Genomic DNA, 19,674 nt, shown 5'->3' on the forward strand with positions numbered 1-19,674 from the left:
CAGCGGCATCTGATCGAACGGCGCGCCTGTCGAAGACAACTGCGTGATCTTGGCGAGGATGTCGCGACAGCGCTGCGCCTGCTCGCGCAAGGTCCTGATATCGCCGGCGAGCGGCGATTTGTCCTCGAGCCCCTGCTCCAGCTCGCGCGAGATCAGAAAGATCGTCGACAGCGGCGTGCCCAGCTCGTGCGCGGCAGCCGCCGCCAGCCCGTCGAGCTGGGTCAAATGCTGCTCGCGCGCCAGCACCAGCTCGGTTGCCGCCAGCGCATCCGACAGCTTGCGCGCTTCTTCGGCGACCTGGAAGGCGTAGAGGCTGGTGACGCCAATCGCCACCACGATCGAGAGCCAGACGCCGAACAGATAGATCGGCGGCAACACCAGCGGATCGTCGCTGTCCCACGGCAGCGGGAAATGAACGAACACCAGGACGGACGCGCAGGCGACCGCGAGCATCCCAAGTGCGATGGTAAACCTGATCGGCAGCGCGGTGGCCGAAATCAGAACCGGCGCCAGGAACAGGAACGAAAACGGGTTTTGCAAGCCGCCAGTCAAAAACAAGAGTCCGGCCAGTTCGACGATGTTGAGCGCGAGCAGCGCGGCGGCGAATATCGGCTCAAGCCGCTCCATCGGATTGAACCGGATCTGAAGGACGAGGTTCAATAGCGCGGAAAAGCCGACGATGGTCAGGCAGGGCACCACCTCGACCTCGAATTCGAGACCCTGCTCGACGATGAAGATGGCCGCGAGCTGTCCGAGCGCTGCGAGCCAGCGCAGCCGCAGGATTGTGTCGAGACGGACCTGGCGGCGCGGTAGGCGAAAATCGGTGGCGGCGATATCGGACATCGGATCGATCTTTAGCCGTGCGGGCCCCGGCCGACAAATGCGGACTTCTGCGCCGCCGCACAGCGCGGCGAAAGGCCACGGCAGACCTTGGGCCCGCGGAAGCCTTGCGTTGGCGGGATGAATGCCTCAATGACAGGTTCAAATGAACGACGGAAAAACGACGCCCGAACCTGCCCCAGCCGACCGGGCCAACGCCGCGGCGATCGAGGTCGTGCACCTCGTCAAGACCTACAAGAGCACCCACGCGGTCGACGATATCTCGTTCTCGATTCGAAACGGCGGCATCACCGGGCTGCTCGGCGGCAACGGCGCCGGCAAGACCACGACGATTGCGATGATCATGGGGCTGGTGTTGCCGACCTCGGGGCGCATTGCGGTGCTAGGTCACCCGATGCCGGCCGAGAGCGCGCATGTGCTTGGCCGGATGAATTTCGAAAGTCCTTACGTCGACATGCCGGGGCGGCTGACGGTGCGCCAGAATCTCACGATCTTCGGCCGGCTTTATTCGGTCACTGATCTGAAGGCGCGGATCGAACGGTTGGCGTCCGAGCTCGACCTCGACGATTTCATCGACCGTCCGACCGGCAAGCTTTCGGCGGGGCAAAAGACCCGCGTCGCGCTGGCAAAGGCGCTGATCAACCAGCCTGAACTGCTGTTGCTTGACGAGCCGACCGCCTCGCTCGACCCCGACACCGCCGACTGGATCCGCCGGCACCTTGAGACCTATCGCAAGCAACATGGCGCGACCATCCTGCTCGCCTCCCACAACATGCTGGAGGTCGAGCGACTCTGCGACCGCGTCATCATCATGAAGCGCGGGCGAATCGAGGACGACGACAGCCCGGAAGCGATCATGGCCCGCTACAACCGTTCGACCATGGAGGAGGTGTTTCTTGATGTCGCCCGCGGCGGCCGCGCTCAGGAGACCACGCCATGAGCGGGTTGGCGCTCACACCGTCGATGTCGCGGATCGCCGCGATGATCCTGCGCTATTGGTACCTTCTGATGTCGTCGTGGCCGCGGCTGCTCGAGCTGCTTTATTGGCCGGCGCTGCAGATCGTCACCTGGGGCTTTCTTCAGAGCTATATCGCGCAAAACGCCAATTTCTTCGCACGCGCCGGCGGCACGCTGATCGGCGCAGTGATCCTGTGGGACATCCTGTTCCGCGGTCAGCTCGGCTTCTCGATCTCCTTCCTCGAGGAGATGTGGGCGCGCAATCTCGGCAATCTCTTGATGAGCCCGCTGCGGCCGATCGAATTCCTGATTGCGCTGATGGTGATGAGTTTGATCCGGCTTGCGATCGGCGTGGTTCCGATGACGCTGCTGGCGCTGTTCTTCTTCGGCTTCAATCTGTACGGCATCGGCTTTCCGCTGATCGCCTTTTTCTGCAACCTGATCTTCACGAGCTGGTCGGTTGGCATCTTCGTCTCGGGGCTCGTGCTGCGTCATGGCCTCGGTGCCGAGAGCATCGTCTGGACGTTGATGTTCGCCGTCATGCCGCTCGCCTGCATCTATTATCCGGTGAGCGTGCTGCCGCATTGGCTGCAGCTCGTCGCCTGGATGCTGCCACCGACCTACGTGTTCGAGGGCATGCGGGCGCTGCTCATGCAGCACGTCTTCCGCTCTGACCTTATGCTGGACGCGCTGATGATCAATATTGCCCTGTTTGCAGCCTCATTTGCCGCGTTTCTGGCCCTGCTGCGCAGCGCACGGCACCACGGATCACTGCTCCAGACGGGAGAGTAACCCGTTAAAACACGGGGAATTGTCCTGTATTTTCCTTGTGTAGCGGTGCTTCAATGCCGATCTATCCATTGACGCTTTATTGGGCTTTTTGCACTATGCTGCGTCGCAAAAGGGAACGACGAAATGCCGATTGGCGAGTTTGGCGGTGCGCCGCCGATGGCTGCAGAAGGCAGTCCGGCGCTAACGACGCCGATGTACTGGATGTACGAATTGGCGCACGCATCGCTCAATCCTGCGCGCGCCGTCACCGACGCCACCAAGATCCTGTTTCAAAATCCCCTCAATCCCTGGTCGCACACCGAGGCCGGCAAATCGATTGCCGCCGCTTGCGAATTGTTCGAGCGCACGACGCGCCGCTACGGCAAGCCCGAATGGGGCATCTACGATACCGATGTCAACGGCATCCGCACGCCGGTAGAGGTTCGCAGCGTCTGGGAGAAGCCGTTCTGCCGCCTGCTGTACTTCGATCGCAAGCTGACGCGCCCCTTGCGCATTCCGCAGCCGCGCGTGCTGATCGTGGCACCGATGTCCGGGCACTATGCGACGCTGCTGCGCGGCACCGTGGAAGCCTTCCTGCCCACCCACGAGGTCTACATCACCGACTGGGCCGATGCCCGCATGGTGCCGCTGGCGGCCGGTCGTTTCGATCTCGACGACTATGTCGACTATCTGATCCAGATGCTGCACGCCCTCGGCGGCAACATGCATGTGATCGCGGTGTGCCAGCCTTCGGTGCCAGTGGTGGCCGCGGTTTCCATCATGGAAGCCGAAAATGATCCGTTCGTGCCGATCTCGATGACGCTGATGGGCGGACCGATCGACACCCGCCGCAATCCGACGGCGGTAAACGATCTGGCGGCCGAGCGCGGCATCGACTGGTTCCGCCATAACGTCATCACCAAGGTGCCGTTTCCGCATCCCGGCGTGATGCGCGACGTCTATCCGGGGTTCCTGCAGCTCAACGGCTTCATCAGCATGAACCTTGATCGTCACATGGACGCGCACAAGGACCTGTTCCGGAACCTGGTGAAGGGCGACGGCGATCTTGTCGACAAGCACCGCGACTTCTATGACGAGTATCTGGCGGTGATGGATCTGTCGGCGGAGTATTACCTGCAGACCGTCGACACGGTTTTCGTGAAGCACGCCCTGCCAAAGGGCGAGATGACCCATCGCGGCCAGCCGGTTGACCCTTCCAAGGTCAGGCGTGTCGCCTTGATGACGGTCGAAGGGGAGAACGACGACATCTCCGGGCTCGGCCAGACCGAAGCGACGCATGAACTCTGCAAGGCGATCCCGAACCATCGCCGTGTGCACTACGTGCAGAAGGGCGTCGGACACTACGGCGTCTTCAACGGCTCGCGTTTCAAATCGGAAATCGTGCCGCGCATCAGCGACTTCATGGTGTCAGCGGCGAATGTGAAGCCGTCACTCGCTTACGCGGCGGAGTAATCGCCGCAACATCACGAGAACCGCGGTTCAGGGCGCAAGCGGCCTTGCCCGCCTGTTCCCAGCTAAGCCCCTGAATCGGCCGGAGGAAATCCGAATCTGGGCCCGACCGAAGTAATGAATCTTAATTCTGTGCTTAACCCTGCAAACAGGGACTCATTTCGGTCGTTTTTTCCGGTTCCGACCCCATTCTGTAGAGGCCGCGAGCGGCCCAACCCCTGTATATTGGGCAAATGATTTGTTTTTGCGCCGAGCGATTTCCCTGGCGGCGGATATGGCAACATCCGGGCGAACTTCTGATCCCCGGACTTACAGACATGGCCACTCGCGCGCTCCTTTATCGGCGGCCCTACGAGCCTTCACGGCTTTTGATCAAACATGGCTCGCAAATCTATTCCGTCAGGCTTCGTCGGCACCGCCGTGCGCGCCGCTACACGCTTCGAATCCATCCGAGCGACCGTGAAGCGATCCTGACCATCCCGCCGCGCGGCACCATCGCCGATGCCAAGGACTTCGCGCAGCGTCATGGCGGCTGGATCGCGGCCCGCCTCGGCCGTCTTCCCAAGGCGGCACCGTTTCTTCCCGGCACTGTGGTGCCGCTGCGCGGCGTTCCGCACAAAATCGTCCATCGCGCCGGTAGCCGCGGCACGGTGTGGCTTGAGGTGCGCGACAGCGGCGAGCGTATCCTTTGCGTCGCCGGCGGCGTCGAGCATACCGAGCGGCGGGTGCATGATTACCTCAAGCGCGAGGCGCGCAAGGATTTGCAGAAAGCGGCAACATCCTATGCCGAGCGGCTCGGCGTGCGCGTGAAGCGCATCTCCATCCGCGACCAGTCGAGCCGTTGGGGTTCGTGCACGTCGGCGGGTTCGCTGTCGTTCTCCTGGCGCCTGATCCTCGCACCGCCCTACGTGCTCGACTATCTGGCCGCACACGAGGTCGCCCATCTCGTCGAGATGAACCACTCGGCGCGGTTCTGGAAGGTGGTCGCGAAAGTCTGCAGCCATGTCGAACGCGCCAAGACCTGGCTCGACACCCATGGCAACGATCTGCATCGCTACGGTATCCAGGACTAGAACCGGAGCGCTGGAGCGGTTCGCCGCTCGGTGCTTCGCCTAAGTCGCTGCTGCCGCTCTATTGAGCGGCAGGTCCGAGCGAAAAAGCCACAGTAAGCAACTTTCCGCACGTCATCACGCCGGTGTGGCTCGAAGCGCACAGCTATGCGCTTTTGGTCCACTCCTGAATTGCCTATGACGGTTGTCAGGCCGGGTAAGGCGTTGGATAAGTTGACGATGCTTGGGGGCAGGGTTTTGGGCAGGCTGGTTGCAGCCGTCGTTTTGCTTGGTCAAACGGCGGTGCTTCATGCCCATGCCGACACCATGGAAGCCGCGCTGTTACGCGCCTATCAGAACAACCCGCAGCTCAACGCGCAGCGCGCCTCGGTGCGCGCGACCGACGAAGCCGTGCCGCAGGCCTTGGCCGGCTATCGCCCGAAGGCCGCGATGGCCTTGAGTGGCGGCGGCCAGTTCATCGATCAGCTCTCCCACACCGTGGGCGGCAAGAAGATCGAGCAGGGCGATCAGGGCCCGCATGCGGCGGCGCTGACGGTGACCCAGACGCTCTACAACGGCAATCAGACCGCCAACAAAACCCGTGCCGCGGAGAGCCAGGTGCTCGGCGCGCGCGAAGGCCTGCGGCTGATGGAGCAGTCGGTGCTGCTGGCGGCGGCCACGATCTACATGGACTACCTGCGCGACGCCGCGATCCTCGAGGTCCAGCGCAGCAACGTCAAAGTGCTCGAACTGACCTTGAACCAGACCCGCCAACGGTACAGCGCCGGCCTCGTCACACCGACCGACGTGGCGCAATCGCAGGCGCAGCTCGCCGCCGGCCAAAGTCAGGAACAAGCGGCTGAATCCACCCTGACGACCACGCGCGCCAACTTCCGCCGCATCATCGGCAACGAGCCGTCGAACCTGCAAGCCGCCTCCCCGGTCGATCGCTACTTGCCGACAACGGTGCGGGGCGCGACGCAGATTGCGCTCCGGGAAAACCCCAACGTAACCGCGGCGACATACGGCATCGACGTCAGTTTTCTCACCGTGAAAATCAACGAAGGCGCGCTCTACCCGACACTGACGGTGCAAGCGACGGTGTCGAAGGTCTGGCAGCAGACCATCACCCAGATCAATCAATTCACGGCGGCGACGAGCGCCCAGCTTACCGTGCCTATATACCAGGGCGGGGCCGAATATTCGCTGATCCGGCAATCGAAGGAAACGCTGGAGCAGCAGCGCCTCACCATGGAGCAGATTCGCGATCAGGCGAGAGCCGACCTCGTCACCGCATGGGGCCAGCTCGTCGCGAGTAAAGCGCAGGTCAGCGCCGCACAGTCGCAGGTCGAGGCCTCGGAACTGGCTTATCTCGGCACCACCAAGGAAGCCCAGGTCGGCCAGCGCACCGTGATCGACATTCTCAATGCGCAGCAGACGCTGGTGAATGCCCGCGTGGCGCTGGTGACCGCGCAACATGACCGGGTGGTCGCGTCCTACGCCGTGCTGAACGCCATGGGACGCCTGTCGCCACAGCTGTTGCGCCTTTCGACCCAAACCTATGATCCGAGCGTTCATTATCAGCAGGTGCGCGACAACTGGGCGGGCACACGGACGCCCGACGGGCGCTGAGGTGGCCGTACCCTGTCCCCTCATCCTGAGAGCCCGCGCAAGCGGGCGTCAAGGATAAGGCCAAAGGTAGCGCGATTCATGGCCTCATGGTTCGAGACGCCACTGCGTGGCTCCTCACCATGAGGAGTAAAAGCGTCGGGGGACCACTCGAGGGTTCAACGCCCGAACAACCGATCCACCAGCCAGCCGTCAAGACCAAGACCGCTCGAAGCGACCGGCCGCGTCGAGGCCGAAGCGCGCATCGGGGCGGGCCGGCCGATAGCCGGCTGCGGCGAATTGGGAGCGATCGGGGCCGGCGCCGGCGCCACGGCCTGCGCGATCGTGGTGAGCAGCCCCGGCGGGGTCGAAGCCGGCAGCGGCGCCGGCGTCACGCCCTGATGCGCCGCCTTCATGAAGCGCGTCCAGACCTCCACCGGCAAGCCGCCGCCGGTCGCCTTCTTGGTCGGCGAACTGTCGTCGTTGCCGAGCCAGACGCCGGTCACGAGATTGGACGTGTAGCCGATGAACCAGGCGTCGCGGAAATCCTGGCTGGTGCCGGTCTTGCCGGCGGCCTGCCAGCCCGGCAGCTCCGCCTTATGCGCGGTGCCGGAGAGTAGCGTCTCCTGCATCATCGTATTCATCATGCCGACGTATTGCGGATCGATGACCTGGCCTAGCTGATCGGCCTGGCGTGCATAAAGAACCTTGCCCTCCAGCGTGCGGATCTTGGTGACGACATGCGGCGAGACGCCGAGGCCGCCATTGGCAAACGGCGCATAGGCACCGACCAGCTCCACCACCGAGACTTCGGACGTGCCGAGCGCGATCGAGGCATTCGCATCCAATTTTGATGAGATGCCGAGCCGATGCGCGGTGCGGACGACGTTCTTCGGTCCGACCTCAAGGCCCAGCCGGACCGCGACGGTGTTGAGCGACATCGCGAGCGCCTGCGTCAGCGTGACCGGGCCGAAATACTGGTGCGTGTAGTTTTCGGGCTTCCATCCCTTGATATCGAGCGGGGCATCCTGCCGCACCGTTTCCGGCGTCAGCCCCGATTCGATCGCGGTGAGATAGACGAACGGCTTGAACGCCGAACCCGGCTGGCGCTTGGCGGTGACCGCGCGGTTATACTGGCTTTCCGAATAGTTGCGGCCGCCGACCATGGCGCGCACCGCGCCATCCGGCGACATCGCCACCAGCGCGCCCTGGCTGACGTTGAATTTCACGCTCTTGGCCGCAAGCTCGTCGATGACCGCGGCTTCGGCCACCGCTTGCAGTTTCGGATCGATCGAGGTCTCGACCACGACGCTCTGGTCGATCTGGCCGACGAGATCATCGAGCACTTCGCCGATCCAGTCCGCCACATAATTCACAGTGCCGGCGCCGACCGGCTTCACATTATAGGAGGGATGGCCGATCGAGGCCTGCGCCTGCGCTTCGGTGATGAACTTGGCTTCCGCCATCGCGGCCAGCACGGTCTTTGCCCGCGCTTCCGCGCCTTCCGGATTGCGGTTGGGTGCAAGGCGCGACGGCGACTTGACCAGGCCAGCCAGCATCGCGGCTTCCGCGATCGTCACGTGCTTGGCCGACTTGCCGAAATAACGCTGCGCGGCGGCCTCGACGCCATAGGCGCCGGAGCCGAAATAAACCCGGTTGAGATAAAGTTCGAGAATCTCGTTCTTGGAATGCTTGCGCTCCAGCCACAGCGCCAGTTCGACTTCCTGCAACTTGCGCTGAAAGGTGCGCTCCTGGGTCAGGAACAGGTTTTTCGCGAGCTGCTGGGTCAGCGTTGAGCCGCCCTGCGACACGCCGCGATGCAGGACGTTGGCGATCGCCGCGCGCAGGATGCCCCAGGGGTCGATGCCGAAATGCGAATAGAAACGGCGGTCCTCGATGGCGATGAAGGCCTTCGGCAGATAGGGCGGCAGGTCCTTCAGCGCGACATTGGCGCCGGGCATTTCGCCGCGGATGGCGATCACGCTGCCGTCACTGCCTGTGATCTGGATGGTCGGCGGCCGTTTTGGAATTTCCAGCGACTGGATCGCCGGCAGATGCGCACCGACCCAGACGATGAGACCGACCGCGGCGATCGCGCCCCACAGGCCGAGCACGGCACCCCAATAGAACATTCGGCCGATCGGCAGGCTGCCGCGCGGCTTGGATTTGCGCTTCGCCGCGCTGCGGGCCGCGCGCGGCTTTGGCTCCGGCGGTAGCTCATCGTCGTCGTCATCGAAATCGTCGGCCTTGCGCCTGGCAGATTTTTTCGGCCGGTCATCGCCGCCGCCGGGAATGCGATCCTCGGGCGACAGCCGCAGATCGGACAGCGCCGCTGCAAGGCCGAATACCGGCTCCTTGCGTCCGCCCTTCTTTTTCCGTCCCCACGCCATACGCCAAACGCCCACGTCCCGATGCGAACGACGTTAGCGTCAGCGATTTAAGGCCGTCTTAAACGATGGTTAATCGGGCGCATTTGCGTGCTGCCTAACCGCTTGAAGGGCGAGACATTCAGATTGGCTTAACCCTAAGCGGGCGGCGCGCGCGAAAAGAATGCCGGCCGCGCAAAGCGCGTGCGGACGGCATCTGCAATCTCAGCCCGCAGGTCCCGTATCCTCCAGAATCGGGCCGAACATCTCCCAGCGTTCGCCGTTGAAGCGCATCATCTGCAACTGCTTGTTGACGCGATAATCGTTCGGCGTGGTGCTCGGCGACATGCCGGGCAACGCGAGATCGAGCTGCACGTCCTTCAGGTTGGTCGCCTGTTTCATCACGTTCTCGCGCGTGAGGTCGTCGCCGCACTGCTTCAGCACATGGACCATCAACTGCGCCGTGCCATAGCCATAAGCGTTGAAGTTCGAGGTTTTGTCGCCTTCCGGGTAATACTTCGCCATGAACTCGAAATACTTCTTCATGCCCGGATCGTCCTTCCAGCTCGGATCGAGCGGGTCCTTGCCGTAATTGACGCTGATCACGCCCTTCGACGCTTCGAGGCCGGCGGGCTGCATCACCGCGCCGACCGAGGTGGCGTTGATGTCGAGAATGTGCACCGGCTTCCAGCCGAGCTCGGCGTTCTTCTTGATCGTCTGCGCCGCGAATTTCGGGGTCGAGGCGCTGAAGAGGACGTCGACACCGGCGGATTTCAGTTTCAGGATCTGCGAATCCACCGTGGGATCGGAAATCTCGTATGACGCCTCGGCGACAACCATCGTTGCGGCCTTGTCGCCAAGCCCCGACTTGAGGCCGGCGAGATAGTCGCGGCCGAGGTCATCGTTCTGATAGAGCACGCCGACCTTGGCATCCGGATAATTCTTCAGGATGTACTGGCCGTAGATGCGGCCCTCGACGACGTAGCTGGGATTGAAGCCGAGCGTCCACGGATAATTCTTCGGATCCGAGAATCGCGAGGCGCCGGTCGCGGCGAACAGCTGCGGCACCTTCTTCGTGTTCAGATATTTCTGCACCGCGGCGTTCGAGGGTGTGCCGATCATCTGGAACATGAACAGCACTTCGTCGTTCTCGACCAGCTTGCGCACCTGCTCGACCGCCTTGGGCGGGCTATAGCCATCGTCATATTGAATCAGATTGATCTTGCGGCCGTTCACGCCACCCTGCTCGTTAATCATGTTGAAATAGGCGGCCTGCGTCTTGCCGATCGAGGCGTAGGCGGAAGCCGGGCCTGAGAACGGCAGGGTCTGGCCGATCTTGATCTCGGTGTCGGTGGCTCCGGGATCGTATTTCTTTTGCGCGTGAGCCGACGACACGCCGAGCGCAAGCGCCAGCATGGACCCGGTGACGAAATGGAAGAGGCCGTTCCTCATGTCGTTGCCCTCGCCAGACGTGTTGATTGGCGGCGACGACGGACGCCGCCATTTGATGCCGAGTGTGAATGAAGGGGTATGGCAAAGCAAGATAACGTAAGGTGGAACAGCTCGCTCAAACCAGCCAGACGCAAATCAGCGCCAGCACTGCGGGCATCGCCTGCACGAAGAGGATTTTCCGGGAGACGGAAGCCGCGCCATAAATGCCGGCGACGATCACGCAGCTTAAGAAAAACACCTTGATCTGAAAGGCGAAGGCCGCGTTCCCCTGCACCAGGCCCCAGACAAGGCCGGCGGCGAGAAAGCCGTTGTAAAGGCCCTGATTGGCGGCGAGTACGGCCGAGTCCGCGGCCTTTTCCGGCGTGTTGCCGAAGGTTTTCAGGCCGAGCGGCCTGGTCCAAAAGTACATTTCAAGCGTGAGAAAATAAACGTGTAGCGTGGCGACGAGCGCCACTAAGATGTTGGCTATCGCATTCATCGAGCCCCTCCGGGAGTTGCGACGGCAAAGAGGCAATCAGGATGACAGGTCATATCGATCCAACCAAGGAAACATTCGCGAAATTTCGCGAGAACGATCGTCCCGGCCCGATTCACATGCTCAACTTGGTTCGCATGCGCGATCGCGCCGCCTATCCGGACGGTCGCAGCGCTTCGGGCGCAGAAGCCTATGCCGCCTACGGCCGCGAGAGCTTGCCTGTGTTCTCGCGCCTCGGCGGTCGGGTCGTCTGGCAAGGTCGTTTCGAGCTGATGCTGATCGGCCCGCAGGACGAATATTGGCACCACTGCTTCATCGCGGAATATCCGAGCGTTGCGGCCTTCGTCGAGATGATCCGCGATCCCGTCTATCGTGAGGCCGTCAAACATCGGCAGGCCGCGGTCGAGGACTCGCGCCTGATCCGGCTCAAGCCGCTTCCCGCGGGCAAGGGCTTTGGCGAGATTCCAGAAGGCTAACGGCGACACTCGGTATTCGGGTGGCGCGCAGGGGATCGGTTTGACAGGCTCCGAGAGCGTAAACATGGCCCCTATCACCTGGAAAATCTGATGCGCGCGAAGCCAGTCGAAACATTTGGACTCGACCGACTGGAAACGCCCATTGGCGTGGCGCTGCTGGTCACGGATACCGACGGCATTCTCCGCGCGCTCGACTGGGAGGATTACGCGGCGCGCATGCAGGAATTGTTGCGCCTGCAATATGGCGGCGTTGTTTTGAAGCAGGCGCAAGCTCCGAGCCAGATCCGCAAAGCACTCGCAGCCTATTTCAAGGGCGATCTCGATCGCCTCGCCGAGATCGAATGGCGCGTCGCGGGAACAGCTTTCCAGCAAAAGGTCTGGCACGCGCTGCCGAAGATTCCGGCCGGGACCACGATGAGCTATGGCGCACTGGCGGCAAAGCTCAATTCACCTCGCGCAATGCGCGCGGTTGGTCACGCCAACGGCTCGAATCCCATCAGCGTCGTCGTCCCCTGCCACCGCCTGGTCGGCGCTGATGGCATGCTGGTCAAATATGGCGGCGGGCTTTCGCGCAAACGATGGCTGCTCGAACATGAGGGCGCCATGCTCAAGCCGGAGCTGGTTCGCCGATCCGTTACGCCTTGAACGCAATTCCGGAAGACTGATCGCGCCGTCGGTATTAACGTCGGTCGGAATAAAGGCGATCGATGAAGCCCTCACGTTCAAGCTCGTCGATAAATGACGAGTCTGCGATGTCCGTGTCCTTTAGGGATGCCGCCGCTGGATACTTGGCGGCAAGGACATCGCGGACGTTTTGCAGCCCGCCAAGGTTTGGGCGGGGAACTTTCTGAAAAACGGGCACGTGATAGGCGTAGAGAGCATCGGCCGCCTTTCGATCCTCGATGTTCAGATAGCGCTGGAGCAAGGGCACGGCGATATCCGGCCGCGTCTTGAACAGATGGATCGTTTCGACAAAGCCGCGCATCACGTTCATCACCAGCTCCCGATCGGACGCGATCAGCTTGCGCGTAGAGGCAAAGATCGAAGGTGTGCCGAATTCGTGGACCGGAAACGCGTTCCAGCCATAGCGCGAGGCACCGACGAAGCGAAGGTCGACCGGCAACACGCCCGCCTCGATCTCTCCCGCGGCGAGCGCCGCATAGATTCTGTCGAATCTTGTCAGCGGCACGTAGGTTGCGATGGCGCCGGCTTTCTCGATGGCGATGCGCGTCGCCACGCTGGTCTGACCGGTCTCGCTCAAAACGCCGACCCGTTTCCCGGAAAGTCCGCTCAATTCGGCGATCTCACGCCTGGTCATGACGAACTGGTTCGGGAATTCCGCAGTCGGCGTCGCCAGGATGACGATGTCGTTGCCTTTGAGCACTTCTTCGGCGACCGGCAGTACGCCGGTATGGGCGAACTCATATTCGCCGCGAATGACCCCGTCAGCGGCCTGAGGACCGCCGATCGCGACGCCGGTCAGGCGCATATCGATCTGTCTGTTTCTGAAGATACCCGCTTCCGCACCGAGCCACGCCGTGCTTTGCCACATCGCCAGCAAGCCGGTCGCAACGCGGACTTGCCGATGCGTTTCTGCCGATACGGAGCGGCCGGCGAGCGCCGGCACCATGGCCGCGCCCGCCAATGACTGCAAGAACGTGCGACGAAACAGCGACATGACGCCTCCGGCGTTAGGCTGAAAGCCGGCACCCGGCTGGTTTCATCTTACGCCGCGACCTTTTCGCTGGCGAGCAGATGCAAGAGCGCACTGCGGATCGCGGCCTGCCGCGTCGGCGCCGAGATTTGCGCGCCGAGGAGGTCGGTGACGTAGAACACGTCGCGGGCACGCTCGCCGAAGGTCGCGACGTGCGCGGAAGCGATATTGAGGTTGAGCTTCGAGATCGCGGTCGTCAGCTCATACAACAGGCCCGGCCGGTCGAGCCCGGACACCTCGATCACGGTGTAGCGGTCCGACCACTGGTTGTTGACCGTGACTTCCGGCTCGACCACGAACGGCCGCGCCTTGCCGCGGCTCGCCGCCCGCCGCGCCACCACCTCGGGAAGACGAAGCTTGCCTTCAAGCACATCCTCTATCATCTCGCCGATGCGCGTGGCGCGCCGGCCCTCGTCCTCGTCGCGGTCGTACTCCCGCGTGATCGCAATGGTATCGAGCGCGCGGCCGTCGGTCGTGGTGTAGATCTGCGCATCGACGATGTTGGCGCCGGCCGAGGCGCAGGCGCCGGCGATGATCGAGAGCAACCACGGATGGTCCATCGCCAGAATCGTCAGTTCGGTGACGCCGCGCCCCTCGTCGAAGCCGACATTGATCGCGAGCTTGTGGCCGGCCTGTTCGCTTGAGCGCATGAACCGCGCGTGGCGAATCTTGCGTGCCAGTTCGACCTTGAGCCAGTACGCCGGATAATGCCGCGCGATATAGGCATTGAGCTCCTGCTCCGGCCACTCGGTGAAGGCGGAGCGGAACTCGCCTTGCGCGATTGCAAGCCGCCGCGCGCGATCGACTTCCGAGAAGCCGCCTGTCAGGACCGGCTCCGTCTCATAATAGAGCGTGCGCAGCAATTGCGCCTTCCAGCCATTCCATACGCCGGGGCCGACACCGCGGATATCGGCGGTGGTCAGGATCGTCAGCAGCTTCATCTGCTCGACCGATTGCACCACGGCGGCGAAATTCTCGATGGTCTTGCGGTCAGTGAGGTCGCGCGATTGCGCCACCGTCGACATCGTCAGGTGCTCTTCGATCAGCCAGGCCACCAGTTCGGTGTCGGCGGCCGAAAAGCCGAGCCGCGGACACAATCGCCGCGCCACCTTGGCGCCGGCAATCGAATGGTCTTCGAGCCGGCCCTTGGCGATGTCATGCAGCAGCGTTGCAATATAGAGCACCGCGCGATGCTCGGGGCGAATCTTGCGCATCAGGTCGCTGGCAACGATGAATTCGTCGCTGCCGCCGCGCTCGATCTCCTGCAGGAAGCCGATGCAGCGGATCAGATGCTCGTCCACCGTATAGTGGTGATACATGTTGAACTGCATCATCGAGACGATCTTGCCGAAGGCGCGGATGAAATGACCGAGCACGCCGGTCTCGTTCATCCGCCGCAGCACGATTTCGGCGTCGTTCGAGGTCAGGATCTCCATGAACAGGCGGTTGGCCTCGGCGTCACCGCGCAGCTCGGTGTTGACCAGCTTCAGCGAGCGCGTCACCGTGCGCATCGCATCGGGATGGAAGGCAAGATTGTTCTTCTGCGCCAGCCGGAAGATCCGGATCATATTGACCGGATCGTGCTTGAAGACGTCGGGCGCGGCGAGGTTGATGCGGTTGTTGTCGATGATGAAGTCGTCGCTTTCGGGCACCCGCCGCCGAACCGTGCTCGGCCGGAACCGCGCTACCATGCGGCTCAGCACCGGGATCGGCTTGGCCTGCTCATCTTCCAGCTTCGCGCACAGGATCGCGGTGAGATCGCCGACTTCCTTGGCGATCAGAAAGTAGTGCTTCATGAATCGCTCGACGTCCTGCATGCCGGGATGCGAGGTATAGCCGAGGCGCACCGCGATCTCGCGCTGCATGTCGAACGACAGCCGCTCCTCGGCGCGGCCGGTCAGGAAATGCAGATTGCATCGCACTGACCACAGGAAGTCGGCGCAGCGGCGGAACGTGCGGTATTCCTGCGCGTCGAACACACCGCGCTCGAGCAGTTCCTCGGTGTCGCGGACGCGATAGACATATTTCGCGATCCAGAACAACGTGTGCAGGTCGCGAAGCCCGCCTTTGCCGTCCTTGACGTTGGGCTCGACCAGGTAGCGCGACTGCCCGGCGCGGCGATGGCGCTCTTCGCGCTCGGCAAGCTTGGCGGTGACGAATTCGGTGGCGTTGCCCTGCACCACTTCCTTGTCGAAGCGCGTGACCAGTTCGTCGTAGAGCGGCTTGTCTCCGGTCAGAAAGCGCGTTTCGAGAATCGCAGTGCGGATCGTCATGTCGCCGCGGGCCTGGCGGATCGATTCATCGACCGATCGCGTCGCATGACCGACCTTCAGCCCCATGTCCCACAGGCAATAGAGAATGGCCTCCGCAACCTGCTCGCCCCAGGCGGTCTGCTTGTAGGGAAGGATAAAGAGCAGATCGATGTCGGATTCCGGCGCCATCAGGCCGCGGCCGTAGCCGCCGGTCGCGACCACCGCCATCCGCTCGGCGCCAGATGGAATCGGCGAGTGATAGAGATGCCGCGTCGCCGCCTCGAACAGGATGCGGATGATCTCGTCCTGGACGAAACACAGCCCTTCCGCGCAGCGCCGCCCGTGACGGTCCTTCAGCAGCACGGCCTGGGCGGTCGCCCGCGCCTCGACCAACTCGGCTTTCAATAGTTTGGCGACGCTGGCGCGGAACACGTCCTCACGGCCGGCATGCTCGGCCGCCAGCGCATCGACCGCGGCAGCAATCCGCGCGCTGTCGAAGCGCTCGTCGGCCACCGACCTAGCCTGGGTCACAACGCTATCCATTTCCATTCCGATAATCGACCGGGCCCCGACTGTCACGAACATCACACGACGACGGTCGGATCCGGTGTTCCGCTGCTATAGATAACGTCTCCTCGGTCCGCCGCACGGATGAGTCGGCACTTTATTTTGCACTAAGCCGCCGCCGCAACTTGATGAAAGATTATGAGGTTTTTTGCCTGACCGGAAGTGGTGACATCGCCGCCGCGACCCGGTACATCCATGGATAACAATATCCGGGAGAGAACAATGGACGCCGCCGAACTCCGCGCCACCCAGGCCCCGATCAAGGAAAAATACAGGAGCGATCCGAAGGCGGCTTTCATCACCTTGAAAGCCAAGGGCTCGATCGAGAACGAAGGCATCGCCTGCAAGGTCGCAACCGGCCGCGCGCTCGCCGTCGCAGGCCTTCATCCGGCGACCGGCGGCTCCGGGCTTGAACTCTGTTCCGGCGACATGTTGCTGGAGGCGCTGGTTGCCTGTGCCGGCGTGACCCTGAAATCGGTGGCGACCGCGATCGAAGTGCCGCTGAAATCGGGCGATGTCAGCGCCGAAGGCGATCTCGATTTTCGCGGCACGCTCGGCGTCGACAAGGAAGCGCCGGTTGGCTTTGCGGAAATTCGCCTGCGCTTCGACGTTGCGACCGACGCGCCACAGGACAAGCTCGATCTCTTGCTCAAGCTCACCGAGCGCTATTGCGTGGTCTATCAGACCATCAAGAACGGCCCCAAAGTTTCTGTGACGATGAACCGGGTGTAGTCGCCGCTCTTGTCCCTCCCCCGCAGAGCGTGGGGAGGGTGCATAGGCGACCTTTTGGTCGCCTATCTCAAAATAAGAACGCCGATGCTTTGCATCGGCTGTGCGCGTAGCGACGGTCGGGTCGGAGCGCTCATGTCATCGCAAAATCCAAATGCCAAGAATAGTTTTAAAAACCCCCACCCCGGCGCGCTAACGCTCGCCGACCCTCCCCACAAGGGAGAGGGAGAAGAAAGCGCGCGCGCCATCCGCGCAGCTCTTTAGCCCATGAATTACATGTCTCCCGACCTCCACTTCATCCTGCTGCTCGTGCTGCGCATGGCGCTGGCCGCCGCGCTCGTGGTGACGGCCTCGATGATCACCGAGCGCTCCGGGCCGGTGATCGGCGCCCTAATCGCGACGCTGCCGATTTCGGCCGGTCCGTCTTACGTGTTCCTGGCGATCGACCACGATGCGGCCTTCATCGCCGAAGGCGCGCTGGCGAGTTTTCCGGTCAATGCCGTCACAATGTTCTACTGCCTGGCTTACGTCTTCCTGGCGCAGCGCCAGAATGCGGTCGTCGCGGTTGGCGGCGCGATTCTGGTCTGGATGGCGCTCGCCACGCTCGAGCGTCTGTTCTCATGGACGCTTCTCGGCGGGTTCATCGCCAACGCGATCGCGTTCGGCATCTGCATTCCGGCATTCAAGCGCTTTCAGCATGTCGAGAAGATGCCGCTGATCACGCGGCGCTGGTACGATATTCCCTTGCGCGCGACCATGGTCGCCACATTGGTCGCGCTCGTCGTCTCGTTATCGCGCTGGGTCGGCCCTTTCGTCAGCGGCACGATCGCGCTGTTTCCGGTAGTGCTATCCAGCGTGACGCTGATCCTGCACCCGCGCATCGGCGGGCCGGCGACGGCTGCGGTGATTGCCAATGGCGGCTGGGGCATGATGGGATTTGCGCTTGCCTTCGTCGTCCTTCACTTCGGCGCATTATATCTCGGCTCGGCCATCGCGCTCAGCCTCGCACTCGCGACCTGCCTGATCTGGAATCTCACGCTGTGGTGGATCGGGCGGAGGAAGAGGAAGGTCAAATAGCCCGACGTTCCGGGGCGATGCGCCAGCATCGAACTATGGTGCGCAATTGCGCACCTGAGAATCTCGGGATTCCGGGACTGGTGCTAACGCACCATCCCGCAATGACTGCATCACTTCGGCAATTTCGCCTTGAGCGCATAAAGCGCTTCCAGCGCTTCGCGCGGCGACATCTCGTCGGGATGCAGCGCCCTCACCGCCTCGATCAGCTTGTCACCTTCGCTCGGCGGCGCCGGCTCGGCGGCGGCGCGCGAAGGTACCGCGAACAGCGGCAGATCGTCGGCGAGCGCGCGCGCGGTCTGGCCGCGGTCCTGTGCTTCGAGTTTCGCCAGCACGAATTTCGCACGCGCGATCACCGATGGCGGCAGCCCTGCGAGCTTCGCCACCTGAATGCCATAGGAGCGATCGGCCGAGCCCGGCAGCACCTCGTGCAGAAACACGACATTGCCCTGCCATTCCTTGACACGCACGGTGGCATTGAACAGCCGCGGCAGCTTGGCCGACAGCGCGGTGAGCTCGTGATAGTGCGTGGCGAACAGCGCGCGGCAGCGATTGGCCTCGTGCAGATGCTCGATGGCGGCCCAGGCGATCGATAGACCGTCGAAGGTCGCGGTGCCGCGTCCGATCTCATCCAGAATAACAAGCGAACGTTCGCTGGCCTGATTGAGAATGACCGCGGTTTCCACCATCTCCACCATGAAGGTGGAGCGGCCGCGCGCCAGATCGTCCGCGGCGCCGACCCGCGAGAACAGCCGGTCGACGATGCCGATCCGCGCCCGCGACGCCGGCACGAACGAGCCGGCTTGCGCCAACAGCGCAATCAGCGCGTTCTGGCGCAGAAAGGTCGATTTGCCGGCCATGTTGGGGCCGGTGAGCAGCCAGATTTGGCCTGCCCCCACCCTTCCTCCCACCGGCGACAAGTCGCAGGCATTGGCGATGAACGGCTGGCCATCGCGCTTCAAGGCTTGTTCGACCACCGGATGACGGCCGCCTTCGATCGCGAACGACAATGAGCCGTCGACGTCCGGCCGCACGTAATTGTCGTCGACCGCGCGCTTCGCCAGCGCCGTTGCGACATCGAGGCTCGCGAAGGCATAGGCGGCGGCGCGCAGATCCTCAGCTGAGGCGACTGCCAGTGCGCAGAGCTTTTCAAAAATCTCGAGTTCCAGCCCAAGCGCACGATCGCCGGCGTTGGCGATCTTCGCCTCGATCTCGCTGAGCTCCGATGTGGTGAAGCGCACCTGGCCTGCGAGGGTCTGGCGGTGAATGAAGGTCGCATTGAGCGGCGGCGACATCAGCCTGTCGCCATGCTGCGCCGTGACCTCGACGAAATAACCGAGCACATTGTTGTGCCGGATCTTCAGGCCCTTCACGCCTGACTCGTCGGCGTAGCGCGCCTGCATGGACGCGACAACGAGCCGCGAGGCGTCACGCAGGTTGCGCGATTCATCGAGCGCGCCCTCATAGCCTTCGCGCACAAAGCCGCCGTCACGCTTGAGCAGCGGCAGTTGCTCGGCCAGCGCGAGCGCAAATTCCCGCGCGAGTTCGCGCGACGGGCGGCGCAGCGCCGCCACGATCGCCGCAATTTCCTGGGGCGGCTCCTGCATGCGCGCGAGTTGCGCCAGTGCCTGATCCGCGGCGAGGATGGCATCGCGGAGCCCTGCAAGATCACGCGGGCCGCCGCGCCCGAGCGAGAGCCGCGCCAGCGCGCGCGACAGATCCGGCGCCGCATGCAGCGTCGAGCGGAGGTCATCGCGCAGGCCGCTATCGGCGACGAAGGCTGCGATCGCATCGAGCCGCCGAGCAATCGCGGCGCTGTCGGTCAGCGGTGCGGCGAGTCGCTGCGCCAGCAGCCGTGAGCCCGCCGACGTGAC

Annotated in this window: 16 protein-coding genes; 9 read left to right on the forward strand and 7 right to left on the reverse strand. The window is 63.1% G+C overall.

The features are described 5' to 3' along the window. Positions 1-843: ActS/PrrB/RegB family redox-sensitive histidine kinase (locus VFL62_RS22380; protein ID WP_325174575.1), on the reverse strand; the 843-nt coding region annotated here is incomplete at its 3' end. A 142-nt stretch (positions 844-985) separates the two neighbouring features. Here VFL62_RS22380 and VFL62_RS22385 point away from each other — a divergent pair. The 5 genes from VFL62_RS22385 (at position 986) to VFL62_RS22405 (ending at position 6,719) form a co-directional block, all read left to right on the forward strand. Next, positions 986-1,780: an ABC transporter ATP-binding protein gene (locus tag VFL62_RS22385; protein WP_325174576.1), complete on the forward strand. Its 795-nt coding sequence runs from the start codon at positions 986-988 to the stop codon at positions 1,778-1,780. Beyond that, positions 1,777-2,589, forward strand: a complete 813-nt coding sequence (locus VFL62_RS22390) for an ABC transporter permease (protein ID WP_325174577.1) — start codon at positions 1,777-1,779, stop codon at positions 2,587-2,589. Before VFL62_RS22385 ends, VFL62_RS22390 begins: the two co-directional genes overlap by 4 nt. Positions 2,590-2,712: 123 nt before the next feature. After that, positions 2,713-4,041: a polyhydroxyalkanoate depolymerase gene (locus tag VFL62_RS22395; protein ID WP_325174578.1), complete on the forward strand. Its 1,329-nt coding sequence runs from the start codon at positions 2,713-2,715 to the stop codon at positions 4,039-4,041. A gap of 230 nt (positions 4,042-4,271) precedes the next feature. Further along, on the forward strand, positions 4,272-5,111 hold the full coding sequence (locus VFL62_RS22400) for a SprT family zinc-dependent metalloprotease (RefSeq protein ID WP_325174579.1): 840 nt from the start codon (positions 4,272-4,274) through the stop codon (positions 5,109-5,111). A 216-nt stretch (positions 5,112-5,327) separates the two neighbouring features. Continuing rightward, entirely contained in the window at positions 5,328-6,719 is a 1,392-nt protein-coding gene (locus VFL62_RS22405; RefSeq protein WP_325174580.1) for a TolC family outer membrane protein, read from the forward strand. A gap of 155 nt (positions 6,720-6,874) precedes the next feature. On the opposite strand, the gene VFL62_RS22410 is transcribed toward VFL62_RS22405, so the two are convergent. The 3 genes from VFL62_RS22410 to VFL62_RS22420 form a co-directional block, all read right to left on the reverse strand. Continuing rightward, the gene (locus tag VFL62_RS22410; RefSeq protein WP_325174581.1) at positions 6,875-9,085 is read right to left on the reverse strand and encodes a penicillin-binding protein 1A; all 2,211 of its coding nucleotides are present in this window, start codon (positions 9,083-9,085) and stop codon (positions 6,875-6,877) included. A gap of 201 nt (positions 9,086-9,286) precedes the next feature. Then, positions 9,287-10,513 carry an ABC transporter substrate-binding protein gene (locus tag VFL62_RS22415; protein WP_325174582.1) on the reverse strand — a complete coding sequence of 409 codons (1,227 nt, stop codon included), beginning with the start codon at positions 10,511-10,513 and terminating at the stop codon, positions 9,287-9,289. 115 nt (positions 10,514-10,628) lie between these two features. Beyond that, positions 10,629-10,991 carry a DUF1304 domain-containing protein gene (locus VFL62_RS22420; RefSeq protein WP_325174583.1) on the reverse strand — a complete coding sequence of 121 codons (363 nt, stop codon included), beginning with the start codon at positions 10,989-10,991 and terminating at the stop codon, positions 10,629-10,631. A 41-nt stretch (positions 10,992-11,032) separates the two neighbouring features. On the opposite strand from VFL62_RS22420, the gene VFL62_RS22425 reads away from it, so the two are divergent. After that, on the forward strand, positions 11,033-11,464 hold the full coding sequence (locus tag VFL62_RS22425; RefSeq protein WP_325174584.1) for a DUF1330 domain-containing protein: 432 nt from the start codon (positions 11,033-11,035) through the stop codon (positions 11,462-11,464). Between the two features lie 90 nt (positions 11,465-11,554). Then, positions 11,555-12,109 (forward strand): methylated-DNA--[protein]-cysteine S-methyltransferase, encoded by a 555-nt coding sequence (locus tag VFL62_RS22430; RefSeq protein WP_325174585.1) that lies wholly within the window; start codon positions 11,555-11,557, stop codon positions 12,107-12,109. Positions 12,110-12,143: 34 nt separating this feature from the next. Here the strand turns inward: VFL62_RS22430 and VFL62_RS22435 are convergent, their stop codons facing one another. Both VFL62_RS22435 and VFL62_RS22440 read right to left on the reverse strand, forming a co-directional pair. Continuing rightward, the gene (locus VFL62_RS22435) at positions 12,144-13,142 is read right to left on the reverse strand and encodes an ABC transporter substrate-binding protein (protein ID WP_325174586.1); all 999 of its coding nucleotides are present in this window, start codon (positions 13,140-13,142) and stop codon (positions 12,144-12,146) included. A gap of 47 nt (positions 13,143-13,189) precedes the next feature. Continuing rightward, the gene (locus tag VFL62_RS22440; RefSeq protein ID WP_325174587.1) at positions 13,190-15,973 is read right to left on the reverse strand and encodes a [protein-PII] uridylyltransferase; all 2,784 of its coding nucleotides are present in this window, start codon (positions 15,971-15,973) and stop codon (positions 13,190-13,192) included. Between the two features lie 246 nt (positions 15,974-16,219). On the opposite strand from VFL62_RS22440, the gene VFL62_RS22445 reads away from it, so the two are divergent. Next, positions 16,220-16,729 (forward strand): OsmC family protein, encoded by a 510-nt coding sequence (locus VFL62_RS22445; protein WP_325174588.1) that lies wholly within the window; start codon positions 16,220-16,222, stop codon positions 16,727-16,729. A gap of 273 nt (positions 16,730-17,002) precedes the next feature. After that, positions 17,003-17,803, forward strand: a complete 801-nt coding sequence (locus tag VFL62_RS22450; protein WP_325174590.1) for a hypothetical protein — start codon at positions 17,003-17,005, stop codon at positions 17,801-17,803. 110 nt (positions 17,804-17,913) lie between these two features. On the opposite strand, the gene mutS is transcribed toward VFL62_RS22450, so the two are convergent. Continuing rightward, positions 17,914-19,674 (reverse strand): DNA mismatch repair protein MutS (gene mutS / locus VFL62_RS22455; protein WP_325174589.1); only part of this gene is annotated, 1,761 nt, incomplete at its 5' end.

The organism is Bradyrhizobium sp. (assembly GCF_035701725.1).
Taxonomy (GTDB): Bacteria; Pseudomonadota; Alphaproteobacteria; order Rhizobiales; family Xanthobacteraceae; genus Bradyrhizobium.